At 42.1% G+C, this 15,480-nt stretch carries 17 protein-coding genes; 15 read left to right on the forward strand and 2 right to left on the reverse strand.

Annotation, left to right across the window (positions count from 1 at the left end; all coding sequences use genetic code 11):
* From EUBREC_RS16980 to EUBREC_RS07445, 7 genes are all read left to right on the forward strand, one after another.
* Entirely contained in the window at positions 1-1,458 is a 1,458-nt protein-coding gene (locus tag EUBREC_RS16980; RefSeq protein ID WP_012742502.1) for an FtsW/RodA/SpoVE family cell cycle protein, read from the forward strand.
* On the forward strand, positions 1,343-2,851 hold the full coding sequence (locus EUBREC_RS07425; protein WP_049757229.1) for a peptidoglycan D,D-transpeptidase FtsI family protein: 1,509 nt from the start codon (positions 1,343-1,345) through the stop codon (positions 2,849-2,851). Before EUBREC_RS16980 ends, EUBREC_RS07425 begins: the two co-directional genes overlap by 116 nt.
* Positions 2,852-2,965: 114 nt before the next feature.
* Complete coding sequence (locus EUBREC_RS07430) at positions 2,966-3,418, forward strand: NUDIX hydrolase (protein ID WP_015516318.1); 453 nt, start codon at positions 2,966-2,968, stop codon at positions 3,416-3,418.
* A gap of 45 nt (positions 3,419-3,463) precedes the next feature.
* Positions 3,464-3,784 (forward strand): hypothetical protein, encoded by a 321-nt coding sequence (locus EUBREC_RS07435; RefSeq protein WP_012742505.1) that lies wholly within the window; start codon positions 3,464-3,466, stop codon positions 3,782-3,784.
* Positions 3,785-3,788: 4 nt separating this feature from the next.
* A complete protein-coding gene (locus EUBREC_RS17960) occupies positions 3,789-4,331 on the forward strand; it encodes a hypothetical protein (protein ID WP_012742506.1) in 543 nt (180 codons plus the stop codon).
* A gap of 125 nt (positions 4,332-4,456) precedes the next feature.
* On the forward strand, positions 4,457-4,696 hold the full coding sequence (locus tag EUBREC_RS17965; RefSeq protein WP_012742507.1) for a hypothetical protein: 240 nt from the start codon (positions 4,457-4,459) through the stop codon (positions 4,694-4,696).
* A 12-nt stretch (positions 4,697-4,708) separates the two neighbouring features.
* Complete coding sequence (locus EUBREC_RS07445) at positions 4,709-5,104, forward strand: GerW family sporulation protein (RefSeq protein ID WP_012742508.1); 396 nt, start codon at positions 4,709-4,711, stop codon at positions 5,102-5,104.
* 75 nt (positions 5,105-5,179) lie between these two features.
* On the opposite strand, the gene rpmB is transcribed toward EUBREC_RS07445, so the two are convergent.
* Positions 5,180-5,365: a 50S ribosomal protein L28 gene (gene rpmB / locus EUBREC_RS07450; RefSeq protein ID WP_015516322.1), complete on the reverse strand. Its 186-nt coding sequence runs from the start codon at positions 5,363-5,365 to the stop codon at positions 5,180-5,182.
* A gap of 174 nt (positions 5,366-5,539) precedes the next feature.
* Here rpmB and EUBREC_RS07455 point away from each other — a divergent pair, with 174 nt between their 5' ends.
* From EUBREC_RS07455 to recG, 3 genes are read left to right on the forward strand one after another with little or no spacing between them, the layout of a single operon-like run.
* Complete coding sequence (locus tag EUBREC_RS07455; RefSeq protein ID WP_015516323.1) at positions 5,540-5,899, forward strand: Asp23/Gls24 family envelope stress response protein; 360 nt, start codon at positions 5,540-5,542, stop codon at positions 5,897-5,899.
* Positions 5,900-5,914: 15 nt separating this feature from the next.
* Complete coding sequence (locus EUBREC_RS07460; protein WP_041254029.1) at positions 5,915-7,612, forward strand: DAK2 domain-containing protein; 1,698 nt, start codon at positions 5,915-5,917, stop codon at positions 7,610-7,612.
* A gap of 47 nt (positions 7,613-7,659) precedes the next feature.
* The gene (gene recG, locus EUBREC_RS07465; protein ID WP_012742512.1) at positions 7,660-9,726 is read left to right on the forward strand and encodes an ATP-dependent DNA helicase RecG; all 2,067 of its coding nucleotides are present in this window, start codon (positions 7,660-7,662) and stop codon (positions 9,724-9,726) included.
* Between the two features lie 111 nt (positions 9,727-9,837).
* Here the strand turns inward: recG and EUBREC_RS07470 are convergent, their stop codons facing one another.
* On the reverse strand, positions 9,838-11,580 hold the full coding sequence (locus tag EUBREC_RS07470; protein ID WP_012742513.1) for an Rqc2 family fibronectin-binding protein: 1,743 nt from the start codon (positions 11,578-11,580) through the stop codon (positions 9,838-9,840).
* 139 nt (positions 11,581-11,719) lie between these two features.
* On the opposite strand from EUBREC_RS07470, the gene EUBREC_RS07475 reads away from it, so the two are divergent.
* The 5 genes from EUBREC_RS07475 to pgsA all read left to right on the forward strand — a co-directional run bounded on the left by EUBREC_RS07475 (position 11,720) and on the right by pgsA (position 15,471).
* On the forward strand, positions 11,720-12,598 hold the full coding sequence (locus EUBREC_RS07475) for a YicC/YloC family endoribonuclease (RefSeq protein WP_041254564.1): 879 nt from the start codon (positions 11,720-11,722) through the stop codon (positions 12,596-12,598).
* 15 nt (positions 12,599-12,613) lie between these two features.
* A complete protein-coding gene (gene gmk / locus EUBREC_RS07480; protein WP_012742515.1) occupies positions 12,614-13,273 on the forward strand; it encodes a guanylate kinase in 660 nt (219 codons plus the stop codon).
* A gap of 1 nt (position 13,274) precedes the next feature.
* Positions 13,275-13,535: a DNA-directed RNA polymerase subunit omega gene (rpoZ, locus tag EUBREC_RS07485; RefSeq protein WP_012742516.1), complete on the forward strand. Its 261-nt coding sequence runs from the start codon at positions 13,275-13,277 to the stop codon at positions 13,533-13,535.
* A gap of 65 nt (positions 13,536-13,600) precedes the next feature.
* Positions 13,601-14,926, forward strand: coding sequence for a 30S ribosomal protein S12 methylthiotransferase RimO (gene rimO, locus EUBREC_RS07490; protein WP_012742517.1), 1,326 nt, complete (start codon positions 13,601-13,603; stop codon positions 14,924-14,926).
* Positions 14,923-15,471, forward strand: coding sequence for a CDP-diacylglycerol--glycerol-3-phosphate 3-phosphatidyltransferase (gene pgsA / locus EUBREC_RS07495; RefSeq protein ID WP_012742518.1), 549 nt, complete (start codon positions 14,923-14,925; stop codon positions 15,469-15,471). Before rimO ends, pgsA begins: the two co-directional genes overlap by 4 nt.
* Positions 15,472-15,480: the final 9 nt, after the last annotated feature.

Below are 15,480 nucleotides of genomic sequence, written 5' to 3' on the forward strand. Positions count from 1 at the left end.
ATGGTACATCTGATAGTACAGCTTTCCAAGTATATTATGATAATACTTTTTCTCATATATACTTTTTTATGCTTTCATTTATTCAAGTATCCCGACAAGCCGAAAAAGCAGAAGCATATATATAATCTGCAGAGATTTTATATGTTTCTGATTCATTTAGATGGTTTTTTGGTGCTCTTTGTCACGACAATGGATACGAAGATAATAGGATTTTATATAGCACAGCTTGTGCTTTTTGAATCAATTTATTTGATTTATCATAAGTTTTATAAGAATGCCTCAGAGCTTGTGCTAAACAACATGGTGATGATGCTTTGTATAAGCATGATTATTCTAACGAGAATTTCGTTTGACAAGGCATTAAGGCAGTTTGTTTTTGTACTTGCCGGAACGATATTTGCGTTTTTAATACCGCTTATCATGCAAAAAGGCACGATGTTTCGAAAACTGACATGGACATATGCCGGTGTGGGAATAGTTGGACTTTTGTCGGTGCTTGTGGTAGGAGTGGCGAGCAGAGGAGCAAAGCTTTCTTTGACATTTGGTCCTGTTTCGATTCAGCCGTCAGAGTTTGTAAAGATACTTTTTGTGTTTTTTATAGCATCCATGCTGTATAAATCAACTGATTTAAAGCAGCTTGCCATAACAAGCGGCGTATCGGCAGTGTTTGTGCTGATACTTGTTGCATCAAACGACCTCGGTGGAGCGCTTTTGTATTTCTTTACATATCTGGTCATGATTTATGTTGCGACAAAAAGGTTTTATATTTTTGCCGGAGGTCTTGCGTTTGTGGGGCTTGGAATGTACGCTGGTTATCATCTGTTTTCACATGTGAAAAACAGAATTGTTGCATGGCTTGATCCTCTTTCTGTCATAGACAAGGCCGGCTATCAGGTGTGTCAGTCGCTCTTTGCCATAGGTACAGGCGGACTGTTTGGCTTTGGACTGGGACAGGGACTGCCGAATAAGATACCTATTGTGTCAAAAGACTTTATCATAGCGGCTATCTCAGAGGAGATGGGCGGTATATTTGCTGTCTGCCTCATCATGGTTTGTGTAAGCTGCTTTCTTATGATATTTAATCTTTCCATGCAGATGAAGGATGCGTTTTACAAGTATGTGGCGCTTGGACTTGGCAGTGTGTATGCGCTTCAGGTGCTTTTAACTGTCGGCGGCTCAACCAAGTTTATACCGATGACCGGTGTGACGCTGCCGCTTGTGAGCTACGGTGGCAGCTCGCTTCTATCTACGATGATTATTTTTGGAATGATACAGGGCATGTATATTATGCAGGCAGCCCCTGAAAAAAGGAGAAATATAGATGACAAGAGACGAAAGGACCATGAGACAAAAAACAGACAAAAGCAGACAGCTAAAGAGCCGGGGGCGCAGGGAAGTCAACAGAGAAGGAGAAAACCGGCAGCAGGCAGCAAAAACAGCACGAAGACACAGAAATAGAGAGTATGCGGTTGTTACATATTTTTTCCTTATAGTTTTTGTTGGATTGATAGGTTATTTCTTATATTTCCAGTTTGTAAAAAGCGACGAATTCATCAACAGTCCATACAATTCGCTGCAGGATCTTTTCTCTAAGAATGTAGTGAGGGGCGAGATACAGACTAAGGATGGACATGTCATAGCACGGACAAAGGTAGGTTCAGATGCGTCTGAGACAAGGGAATACCCTGACGGCAGAGTGTTTGCGCATGTAGCGGGCTTTGCCGTAAACGGTAAGGCAGGGCTTGAAAAGCAGGAAAATTTCTCATTGCTTCGCTCACATGAGTTTTTCCTTGACCAGATAGTAAATGATATAAGCGGCAAGAAAAATACCGGTGATAATGTCATAACCACACTGGATTACGAAGCACAGGCGGCTGCATACAATGCACTTGGCGACTATGAAGGTGCTGTCATTGCAATTGAGCCGAAAACAGGAAAGATTGCAGTTATGGTGTCAAAGCCTGATTATGACCCAAATACCATCGCAAGTGACTGGGAGAGCGTAAACGGTGATGGCAGCACTTCTCTTTACAACAGGGCAACACAGGGACAGTATGCTCCGGGCTCAGTGTTTAAGATTTTTACAGCACTTGAGTATTATAACGAAAATCCGTCTACATACAACGACTACAGCTTTGATTGTGACGGCAGTATTACAAAGGACGGCTTTACAATCCACTGCGCCGGCAATAAATCACACGGACAGGAGGATTTAACAAAGTCGTTTGCAAAGTCATGCAACTCGTCCTTTTCCAATATAGGTCTTTTGGTGGACAACAATAAGCTTAATACCTTGTGTGACGATATGCTTTTCAATAAGAATCTGCCCATAGCCTTTGATTCAAAAAAGAGTAAATTTGCACTGGATAACAATGCTTCGTCAGCTCTGACCATGCAGACCACGATAGGTCAGGGAAACACGCTTGTTTCACCGCTTCACATGTGCATGATTGCCGGTGCAATCTGCAATGATGGAAATCTGATGAGGCCATATCTGGTAGACCATACGGAAAATGCGAGCGGGGCGCTTGTGGAGCAGAATAAACCGGCTTCATACAAGCAGATTATGTCAAAGGATCAGGCAGCTTTTCTCCAGAATCTTATGGCAGCAGTGGTATCTGATGGAACAGGCGCAAAGCTAAGAGACCAGAGCTATGAGGCCTTTGGAAAGACCGGAACTGCCCAGGTATCAGATTCTACAGATCAGACCAATGCCTGGTTTGTGGGCTATGGAAAAAAGGACGGCTACAATGATCTGGCAATCGCAGTAGTTGTGGAGGATTCGGGTGCCGGAAGCACATATGCTGTGCCGGTGGCAAAAAAGGTATTTGATAAATATTTCAATGAATAGGCTTGTTGCACTTTTTTTAGAAGTAGGTTATACTTAAGTGTAATGACAGACGTTATCGTTCATATTTCGCTTGAACTGACAGATAGCGTTTAAACCACACTTGGAGGAATGGCAATGATAGAAGCAACGAGCTGTGGCGGTGTGGTAATCTTTCGTGGCAAAATATTACTCTTATACAAGAACTACAGGAACAGGTACGAGGGGTGGGTACTGCCCAAGGGAACTGTGGAATCTGATGAAGAGTACAAGGACACTGCAATCCGTGAAGTGAAAGAGGAGACTGGTGCCAGTGCAACGATAATCCAATACGTGGGTAAGAGCCACTATTCTTTTACCGTGCCACATGATACAGTGGAAAAGGATGTACACTGGTATCTTATGATGGGCGAAAGTTATTATAGTAAACCGCAAAGAGAAGAGTATTTCATGGATTCAGGGTTTTACAAGTATCACGAGGCATATCATCTGCTCAAGTTTGCAAATGAGAAGCAGATACTTGAGAAGGCTTACAATGAGTACCTGGATTTAAAGAAAAGCAACTTATGGGGGACACACAAGTATTATTAGTATTATTAAAAAGCAGTTTAAAAAACTGCTTTTTGAGGTTTTGGAATGAAATGGTATGAGGATTTATTTGTAGGAGAGTCTGTTACCGGAAAGATAAAGAAAATCAAGTGGAAGATAGAGCATAATGCCGGCATGCTTCACACATACATCATCACGTTTCCGTCAAATGAGGAAAATCTTTTGGATATCATTCCGACAAGAGAATTGCTGCAAAAGGGATATCCGAAGAAGAATCTGCACATAATCGCAGTAGCGGGTAATTATGATGAGGCACTTTTGCTGGCCTGTGATATTGTTAAGGAGACATACGAAAATACAGGTAAAACAGATGTGAAGAGCTATTTAAAGAGCAGACGGAGGAAATAGATAGATGATATTTACGATTTTAAAGGTCATAGGCATCATACTCCTTGTAGTGCTTGCTCTTATACTTACAGCGCTGCTTTGCGTACTGTTTGTGCCGGTCAAGTACAGGGCTGTCGGAAGCTTTGACAATACAGACATAAGAGCAAAAGCACATGTGTCATGGCTTTTGCATTTGTTTGCACTGCATATAGAGTATGCACAGGAGACTGACGGATATATAAGGCTTGCTTTTGTGAAGAAGAAGCTGTTTGATAATTATGAGGCTTTGGATGATGACGATATGGATGATGCAGCTAAAACTGAAACAGAAGATAAAGTCAGTGAAAACACCGGAGATGAGCCTAAAATACCGGCAGATGAGTCAGAACATGTAGCAGATGAACAGACAGAGAATGAAAGCACATCACAGACTCATGACGAGCAAAGGTCAGTAACTGATGAGAATCAGCATATAAAACAACAAACCAAGCCCACTCATCAAAAAACGTATAAAAAGCGAAGCGAAAAGCCACATAAAAAGCAATTTAAAGATAAGTCAGATAAATAAAAAACTGTATCTATAAGCTAAAAAGAGAATACAGTGATGAGAGAAATAAAGCTGCTTTTTCGCATCTGAAAAAAGAGCTTTTTATCATTCTTAAAAGAATATGCCCAAGGAGGCTTAAGCTTACAATGGTTTATTCAACAGGCTCGCCGGATACAACAGGCATTTCATTAGGTGTTTTAGCATGCTTTCCTGTCGGCTATACAAACAGATGGCGGATTACACCTGATTTCGAGAGTGAAAATCCGTATGCAAAGGGCAGCTTTGATATAAAGGGGCATGTGATAGTAATAAGTATTTTAGCGGCAACACTTAGAATTTTATTTGATAAAAACTGCCGCAGATTATATAATAGGATAAGCAGATAGGAGGAAGATATTATGGCAGATAATAGTTTCAATAACACAGTAGAGTCACTTTTCAAGGGGATGGACAGCTTTATCACTACAAAGACAGTAGTCGGTGATGCGATTCATATAGGGGATACAATCATACTTCCGCTTGTGGATGTGTCGTTTGGAGTGGCAGCAGGAGCATTTTCGGCAGAAAAGAAAAATAACGGAGCCGGTGGTATGGGCGGAAAGATTCAGCCTAGCGCAGTGCTCGTTATTCAGAATGGACAGACAAAGCTTGTCAATGTAAAGAATCAGGACGGCATGACCAAGATACTTGATATGGTGCCGGATATTGTAAGCCGTTTTTCAAAAGGAAAAAATGATGACCTTAATCTCGATGATATAAAGGCAGACGAGGAAGAGGACGATAAGCAGGATTAATTTCATATATGAGAGCAAATAAAAAGGACATCCAAACGGATGTCCTTTAAAATTCAAAAGATTCAAAAATAAAGACTAAGCTCTCTCAACTTTGCCAGATCTTAAACATGAAGTACATACATATAACTTCTGTGGAACTCCATTGACCTTGCAAGAAACCTTCTTAATGTTTGACTTCCAAACATGATTTGATCTTCTATGAGAATGGCTGACATTATTTCCATAATGAACACCTTTTTCACAAATTGCACATTTTGCCATGATATTGCACCTCCTTGCATTTCACTAAGCTTACCATACTCTTAAGCTCACAACAAATGTATTCTATCAGATTAAAATAAAGAATGCAAGGATAAAATATAAAAATATTTGCTTTTTGTGAAAAAAAAGGTATAATAACATTAGCTACGTCACAATATGATGGAGGTATATATTATGAAGGGACAGATGGATACCCAATATGGACAAATTTTAATTGATACAGATGTTATTGCAACCTATGCAGGCTCTGTAGCTGTAGAGTGCTTTGGAATAGTAGGCATGGCAGCGGTCAACATGAAGGATGGTCTTGTAAAGCTTTTAAAGAGAGATTACCTGAACCATGGAATAAATGTAAAGGTAGATGAGAACAACGAAATTACCATTGATTTTCATGTAATAGTAGCGTATGGTATTTCAATCGGCACTGTTTCGGACAATCTTATCGAGACGGTCAAGTACAAGGTTGAGTCATTTACAGGAATGAAAATTGCAAAAATCAATATTTACGTTGAGGGCGTAAGGGTAATTGATTAAGGAGGACTACAAAAAGTGGAGATCACAAGCATTAATTCAAAGCTCCTTGCAAGGATGTTTCTTGCGGGAGCCAAGAATCTTGATTCAAAAAAGGACTGGATAAATGAGCTGAATGTATTCCCGGTACCGGATGGTGATACCGGAACAAATATGACAATGACAATCATGTCTGCGGCCAAGGAGGTCAGCTCGCTTACAGATCCTACCATGGCAGAGCTTGCAAAGGCTATTTCATCAGGCTCTTTAAGAGGTGCCAGAGGAAACTCGGGTGTTATCTTATCACAGCTTTTCAGAGGCTTTTGCAAGGTAATAAAGGAATACGATGAGATAGATGTCACTATTCTTTGCGAGGCGTGCCAGAAGGCAGTTGAGACAGCTTACAAGGCAGTTATGAAGCCAAAGGAGGGAACTATCCTTACAGTGGCAAAGGGCGCAGCAGAAAAGGCTCTTGAGCTGTCAGACGATACAGAGGATGTTGTCACATTTGTCGAAGAGGTTATTAAGCAGGCTGAGTATGTGCTCGACCAGACACCGGAGATGCTTCCTGTATTAAAGCAGGCAGGCGTTGTGGATTCGGGCGGACAGGGACTTGTTCAGGTATTAAAGGGAGCATATGATGCCCTTATCGGCAAGGAGATTGATTATACAATCGAAGGCGCACCAACAGGAGCAGCTCCTGCAAAGATTACGGCTGAGACAGAGGCGGAGATTAAGTTTGGTTACTGCACAGAGTTTATTATTGTACTCAATGCGCCAATGTCAGACAATGAGGAGCACGCATACAAGGCATTCCTCGAGTCAATCGGTGACTCTATAGTCGTTGTAGCTGACGATGAGATCGTAAAGACTCACGTACATACAAACGACCCTGGACTTGCACTGCAGAAGGCACTTACCTTCGGCTCACTCAGCAAGATAAAGATCGACAATATGCGTGAGGAGCATCAGGAAAAGCTCATCAAGGATTCACAGAAGCTTGCAGCACAGCAGAAGGCTGAGGAAGAGGCTTATGAAGCTGCTCAGGCTGATGAAAAGATAAGTAACATGCCTGTAAAGGAAATGGGCTTTGTATCTGTTTCAATCGGAGAAGGCATGAATGAAGTGTTTAGAGGCCTTGGAGTGGACTATCTCATAGAGGGTGGTCAGACCATGAACCCTAGCACAGAGGATATGCTTAACGCTATCGAGCATGTAAATGCAAAGACAGTATTTATCCTGCCAAACAACAAGAATATCATCATGGCTGCAAACCAGGCAGTAGACCTTGTTGAGGATAAACAGATTATTGTTATCCCTACAAAGACTATCCCACAGGGTATCACAGCGCTTGTAAATTATATCCCTGACCACAGCGCCGAGGAGAATAAAGAGCAGATGATAGCTGAGATAGAAAATGTCAAGACAGGACAGGTGACATATGCAGTCCGCGATACTGAGATTGACGGAAAAACCATCAAGCAGAACGACTTCATGGGAATCGGAGACAAGAGCATCCTTTCTGTTGGAACAGACTTAAGGGCTACCACACTTGAGATGGTAGATGCCATGGTAGATGAGGATTCAGCGATTGTCAGCATCTATTTCGGAAGTGATTCTGATGAGGACTCAGCTAATGAGCTTGCGGCAGCAATCGAAGAGAAATATCCTGATGTAGAGGTTGAGGTCAACGATGGCGGACAGCCAATCTACTATTATGTTATTTCTGTAGAGTAAAGCCTTTTAAAGAATATAAATGATATTTATTATATTTAGGAGCAAATATGGATATAGCTTCACCGATTACCGCGGTTAAGGGAATCGGGGAAAAAACACAAAAAGCATTTGCTAAAATGGGAGTATACACCGTTGGTGATATACTCCTTCATTTTCCCCGGGATTATGTAAAGTTTCCGGAAATAACGGATATTGATGAACTGAATAATGTAAACGTAAGCAGCACCTATGCCATCTATGCTGTGATTAAAAAGGCACCTGTAGTGAAAAATACAGCGAGAATGCAGATTACATTGCAGGATATCGGCTCGCCCGGGCATATGATACAGCTGGTATGGTACCGTATGCCATACCTTAAGGCACAGCTTGTGCAGGGGAGACATCTTATATTTTACGGACATATTAAGCCAAAGGGAGGCCGATATGTCATGGAGCAGCCTGTGGTGTATGAGGTGCAAAAGTACGAGGCTATACGCGATACACTGCAGCCTGTGTACTCCGTGACAAGCGGTGTGACAAACAATCTGATAGTGAAGACGATAAAGGAGACTCTGTCACATGATACACTGCTGTCAGATTACCTGCCTAAGGATATAAGGCACAGATACGGCTTTTGCGAGTACAATTATGCCATGAAGCAGATACATTTCCCTGATGACTTTGACGCTCTTGTGGAGGCAAGAAGACGGCTTGTTTTTGATGAGTTTTTTCTCTTTATCATGGGCATGCGGTATCAGAATAAAAAGCAGCAGAAGGACAAAAATGAGTTTGAGTTTACGGATGATGCTTTTATAGACGGACTGATTGATAAGCTTCCGTATGAGCTGACAGGCGCGCAGAAGAAGACAATAGATGAGATAAAGCAGGATATTAAAAGCCCTTATGTGATGCAGAGGCTTATTCAGGGTGACGTGGGCTCAGGAAAGACGATTGTTGCTTTTCTTCTTATGGCGTGGGCGTCAAAATGTGGCTATCAGTCTGCTATTATGGCTCCGACGGAGGTCCTTGCAAACCAGCATTACGAGACGTTTTGCTCACTGGTCAGTCAGTTTGGACTTGACAGTCCTGTTGTGCTTCTTACCGGTTCCATGACGGCAAAGCAGAAAAGAGAAGCCTATGCGAGCCTTGAAAACGAGAAAAATGCGCTTATTATAGGCACTCATGCGCTCATACAGGAGAAAGCTGATTTTTCCAATCTGTCGCTTGTTATCACAGATGAGCAGCACAGATTTGGAGTGAAGCAGAGGGAGAGCTTCTCGGATAAGGGAAGAAAGCCACATATACTTGTGATGAGTGCCACTCCGATACCGCGTACGTTAGCAATAATCATATACGGTGATATGGATATCTCTGTCATAAATGAGGTGCCGGCAAAGAGGCTTCCTATCAAGAACTGTGTGGTTGGCACAGCATTCAGGCCAAAGGCCTACAGCTTCATCGAGGAGCAGGTGAGAGCCGGCCATCAGGCGTATGTTATATGCCCTCTTGTGGAGGAAACCGAAAACTCGGAAGGGGAAAATGTCACAGACTATGCAGATGTGCTTAAAGCGGCACTGCCAAAGGATATCACTGTAGATGTGCTTAACGGCAGGATGAAGAGCAAGGCAAAGGATGAGGTGATGCAGCGCTTTGCAAATAATGAGTCGCAGGTGCTTGTGTCCACAACAGTCGTGGAGGTTGGGGTAAATGTGCCCAATGCAACCGTCATGATGATAGAAAATGCAGACAGGTTTGGACTTGCACAGCTTCATCAGCTAAGAGGCCGTGTAGGCAGGGGGGATGCACAGTCGTATTGCATTTTCATCAATTCGTCAAATTCAAAGAAATCAAAAAAACGTCTGGAGATATTAAATAAATCAAATGATGGCTTTTATATAGCAAGTGAGGATTTAAAGCTCAGAGGTCCCGGGGATTTCTTTGGAATCAGGCAGAGTGGAGACCTTGCGTTTGCACTTGCGGATGTGTATCAGGACAGCGATGTGCTAAAGGAAGCATCTGAGATGGTGGATGAGGTGCTTGAAGCAGACCCGGCGCTTTGTACACCGGAAAACAGAATACTGAAAAAGAAAATGGATGAATTTGCAAAAGAACAATTAAAGAGGATGAATCTGTGATTAGCTTAAATGGCAAAAATAAAAGCTGATATAGCATGCAGGACTATGCATGTGTATATCAGCTTTTTACTTTAAGCGTTTTGGAATGGTTATGAAATAAGTATAATCTGCTTACTCAATCTGCCTGATATCGGATATATCCGGGTGAATCGTGAGAGAATAGTTTGTGTAATACACGACAAAGCCGGCTGCGGCACCGTTTGGCTTTTTGACATTTTTCTTTTGCAGATAGTCTATCTCTACCTTGTCGGCATTTTTGCCCTTTGAGTAGTAGCCTGCGAGCTTGCCTGCCTCCTCAAAGGTGCTGTCCGGCAGCTCTTTGTTTTCAGCTTTTACAATGACATGTGAGCCGGGCATGCCCTTGGCGTGGAACCACCAGTCGTTTCCGGTTGCCAGCTTGAAGGTGAGCTCATCGTTCTGGTAGTTGTTTTTGCCAACGTACATATCAAAGCCGTCTGATGAGATATAGTGGAAGGGTTTGCTCTTTACCTTCTGTTTCTTTGAACCCTTACCTTTTTTGATAAAACCGTATTCTATCAGCTCATCCTTTATCTGGACGAGGTCGTCAGCGCTTAAAGCGATATCCAGTGAATTCTGAATTGATTCGAGATGGTCTATCTGACCTTTTGTTTCAAGAATCAGCTCGTTCAATGCTTCGGCAGTACGCTTCATCTTTCCGTATTTGTCAAAGTATTTCTGCGCGTTCTCGGCAGGAGTTTTTGTGTTGTCGATAGGAATTTTGATGATTTTGTTGTCATCATAATAGTTTGCAGCTTCAAGAAACTTGTCGTCCGGTGTAAGTCCGTAGCCGAATGCGTTGATAAGCTCGCCGTACACCTTGTACTTTTCGCGTTTTTCGGAGTCCTTAAGCTGCTTCATCTGCAGGGAATATTTCTTCTGGTTTCGCTCCAGGAGGGTATTTACGTGTTTTCTCAGGTCGGCTGACTTCTGGCGTATACGTGTATAGGCGTTTCTCTCAGAGTAGTAAAGCTCTAAAACCTCTGATATAGATTCATATTTTGTGACCGTTAAATCGCTATACTGAGTCAGCTCTATTGAAGAAAATTCCTTTGGTTCATTGCCGTCACGCACGATATTCGGCGTAAAACGATTATTTTTTATGTCCTCCATCATCCATGTGAAGTTGCTTCCCAGGTGCAAAAGCTCATCGTGTGAGTAGGCAGCTACAGGGGAGTCCGCGTCAAGGCCTGCCCTGTGAGCCAGCTCATTTGCCACAAGTGGGCTGATGCCGGAAAAGGATGAGTAGATAGCCTTTGAAACAGTAAGCGGCTTTGCTGATATAATATCCACAAACTGTTTCGAATCTACAGTCAGAGGATTATATTTATCCTCCTGTGTCGCGGGGATTTTGTAGGCTCTGCCCGGAAGCACCTCTCGCACAGAGCTTACGGATGCGGGAATACGCTTGGCACTGTCTATTATTGTACCATCGGAGTCGGTAAAGATGATGTTTGAATATTTGCCCATCAGCTCGATAATAAGCACCTTGTGGCATAGATCGCCCATCTCGTTTAAGTGCTCGATTTCAAAGTTTATGATACGCTCCATGCCCGGCTGGTAAATTTTTGTGATGCGTCCGTTTGCTATATGCTTTCTTAAAACCATGCAAAATGTAGGGGCAGTGAGGGGGCTTACCTTATTTGTGGGTGTCAGGTAGATGAATGGAAGAGATGCACTTGCAGACATCGAAAGCCTGAACGAGCCGTTTGGTCCCTTTAGGGTAAGAAGCAGCTCATCTGCCTCAGGTTCTGCGATTTTACTGATTTTTGAGTTTAGTATCGTACTGTTTAGCTCTGCAACTATATTTGAAATGACTATTCCGTCTAAAGCCATGATGTTCCTCCTTATTTCCTGTAAATATTCTAAGTTGCTGAATATTTATAATCATGAATATTTATATTATAATATATTTGACGAAAATCTCAAGGAGTTATATAATAAACTCATCTATGCATATGCGAAAGGAAAAATTATGATTAAAAGTATGACCGGCTTTGGCAGATACGAGTACGCAGATGCAAGCCGTAAGATTACAGTTGAGGTAAAATCTGTAAATCACAGATATCTGGATGTCAATATCAAGATGCCCAAAAAGCTCAATTTCTTCGAGAGTGCAATAAGGACTCTGCTTAAGGAGTACATAGAGCGTGGCAAGGTTGACATTTATATCACATATGAGGATTTTACAGAAAATAATCTCTCATTGCAGTATAATAAGGCTCTCGCGGGAGAATATCTTAAGTATCTTAATCAGATGGCGGAGGAATTCGGACTGGAGAATGATATAAGAGTGAGCACGCTGTCGAGATATCCGGAGGTATTTGCGATGGAGGAGCAGCCTGTAGATGAGGATGAGCTGTGGAGCAGTCTTGAGAAGGCTCTTCGCGGTGCATTTGAGCCATTTGTTGAAAGCCGCGTGCGCGAGGGAGAAAATCTTAAAAAAGACCTTTGCGAAAAGCTCGATAATATGGTATCATATGTTGATTTCATTGAGGAGCGTTCGCCACAGATTATTGTCGAATACCGTGCGCGTCTTGAGGAAAAGCTAAGAGAGCTGCTTGCAGACAATCAGCTTGATGATTCAAGAATAGCCCAGGAGGTCACTATTTTTGCGGACAAGATCTGTGTGGATGAGGAGACAGTCAGGCTCAAAAGCCATATCCTTTCCATGAAGGATTCGCTAAATGCCGGTGGCAGTGTGGGAAGAAAGCTTGATTTCCTCGCACAGGAGATGAACCGTGAGGCGAATACCATCCTTTCAAAGTCCAATGATCTTAAGATTTCTGACACAGGCATCAGTCTTAAAACTGATATAGAAAAGGTCAGGGAACAGATTCAAAATATTGAGTAATTTTAGGAGATTGTGATGAGTAACACAGGAAAATTAGTTGTTTTTTCAGGCTTTTCGGGTTCCGGAAAGGGTACTATCATGAAGGAGCTTATGGCAAAGCATGGTGATGATTATGCACTGAGCGTATCAGCCACGACCAGAGGTCCAAGGCCGGGTGAGGAGCATGGCAGAGAGTATTTTTTTATCTCAGAGGAAGAATTTGAACAGATGATAAAGGCAGACGGACTGCTTGAGTATGCCAAGTATGTAGATCATTACTACGGCACACCAAAGTCATATGTAAATGAGCAGCTTAGCGCAGGAAAGAATGTGATTCTTGAGATAGAAATCCAGGGAGCTTTAAAGATAAAGAAGCAGTTTCCTGATACGGTGCTTATGTTTGTGTCAGCGCCGAGTGCAGATGAGCTTAAGGACCGGCTTGTAGGAAGAGGCACAGAGACAAAAGAGGTCTGTGCACAGAGACTTTCAAGAGCATATGAGGAGTCTTTAGGCATAGAGAAATATGATTATTTAGTGGTAAATGATAAGCTTGACGATTGTGTAGAGCTTGTGAATGATATCATCCACAGCTCTGACGACACAAAAAAGAATCAGGATTATCTGGTATCATCAAATATAGATTTTATAAATAAAATGAGAAAAGAGCTTTTAAGCTTTTCGAAAGGAGATAAATAATATGATACATCCATCGTATGTAGAGTTAATGAAGGTAGTAAACAACAATGTAGAGATAGGTGAAGAGCCGGTAGTAAACAGCCGTTATTCTATCGTTATTGCTGCAGCAAAGCGTGCACGTCAGATTATTGATGGTGCAGAACCACTTATCGCACACCCTAAGTGCAATAAGCCATTATCTATTGCTGTAGAGGAGCTGTACACGGGAGCTGTCAGAATCGTCTCAGATGATGAGGATTTAAACGAAGGCGAAGAGGCTTAATCTAGGAGGGGAAAGGCTGTTTTGTCTTTCCCTTTAATTGTAAATACTTACATTTGAGAGGTACTATGAAATTATTATTTATTTCGCTTGGATGCGATAAAAACCTTGTGGATTCAGAGTATATGATAGGCATGCTTGCAAATGACGGCATTGAGATGACCGATGATGAGACGCAGGCTGATATCATTATCGTAAACAGCTGCTGCTTCATAGGTGATGCAAAGGAGGAGAGTATCAATACAATTCTCGAGATGGCTCAGTATAAGGAGACAGGCAAATGCAAATCACTTATTGTGACAGGCTGTCTGGCACAAAGATACAAGGATGAGATTTTTAAGGAAATCCCAGAGGTTGATGCCATACTTGGCACCAATTCATATGATACTATAGTTGAAGCTGTCCATGAGACACTTGAAAAACACAGATACAGCAATCTGCACACCTTAGAGGGGCTTCCCAGCATAAAGACAAAGCGTATTGTCACCACAGGAGGGCATTTCGCTTACCTTAAGATAGCAGAGGGTTGCAATAAAAACTGTACCTACTGTGTCATTCCATCTGTCAGAGGTCGTTACAGAAGTGTGCCGATGGAGGATTTGATTGAGCAGGCGAAGAGCCTTGTGGAGCAGGGGGCAAAGGAGCTTATACTTGTTGCCCAGGAGACCACACTTTACGGAGTGGATTTGTATGGTGAGAAGTCACTTCATAAGCTTTTGGATGAGCTCAACAAGATAAGCGGGCTGTTCTGGATAAGGATTATGTACTGCTATCCCGAGGAGATATACGATGAGCTTATAGAGTCCATGATAAAGGATGAGAAGGTATGCCATTATCTGGATATGCCAATCCAGCACTGCAATGACGATATTTTAAGGCGCATGGGCAGAAAAACAACAAAGGCTGAGCTTATGGAGCGTATCAGAATGCTGCGTGAGAGAATACCTGATATCACACTAAGGACCACACTTATATGTGGCTTCCCGGGTGAGACACAGGATAATCACGAGGAGCTTATGCAGTTTGTAAATGATATGGAGTTTGACCGTCTGGGAGCCTTTACGTATTCCCCGGAGGAGGGCACAAAGGCAGCTGCAATGCCTGACCAGATAGATGAGGATATAAAGGCTGACTGGCAGGCTGATGTCATGGAGCTTGAGGAAGAGGTCATTTTTGATAAAAATGAGACACTAAAGGGTAAAGAATTATATGTTTTCATAGAGGGCAAGGTGGCTGATGAAAATGCTTATATCGGCCGTACATACAGAGATGCACCGAATGTTGACGGATATATATTCATCAACACTGATGAGACACTTATGACCGGTGATATATGCAAGGTTATGGTGACGGGTGCGTATGAATATGATTTGATAGGAGAACTTGTAAAATGAATTTACCAAACAAACTTACAATCTTAAGAGTGATACTTATTCCGTTTTTTGTATTTTTCCTTATTTCACCGTTTTTTGACGGATACGGAAATTATATAGCGCTTGCGATATTTATCATTGCAAGTCTGACCGATATGGCTGACGGAAAAATTGCAAGAAAATACAATCTTGTTACAAATTTCGGCAAGTTTATGGATCCGCTTGCAGACAAGCTGCTTGTATGCTCTGCAATGATATGCCTTGTTGATTTAAAGCTCATCCCTGTATGGGTTGTGCTTATTATCATTGCAAGAGAGTTTATCATAAGCGGCTTCAGACTCGTTGCATCAGACAATGGAATTGTCATTGCAGCAAGCTACTGGGGAAAATTTAAGACAACCTTCCAGATGCTTATGGTTATTGTTATTATTTTTAATATCAATCTGCAGCTTGGCTGGTTAAATATCCTTGGAACAATCCTCATTTATGTGGCACTTGTGCTCACAGTTGTTTCACTTATTGACTATATTGCAAAGAATAAGGACGTCTTAAAGGACCAGAAATAGACTATAACA

Origin of the sequence: Agathobacter rectalis ATCC 33656, assembly GCF_000020605.1 — a bacterium.
Lineage (GTDB): Bacteria > Bacillota > Clostridia > Lachnospirales > Lachnospiraceae > Roseburia > Roseburia rectalis.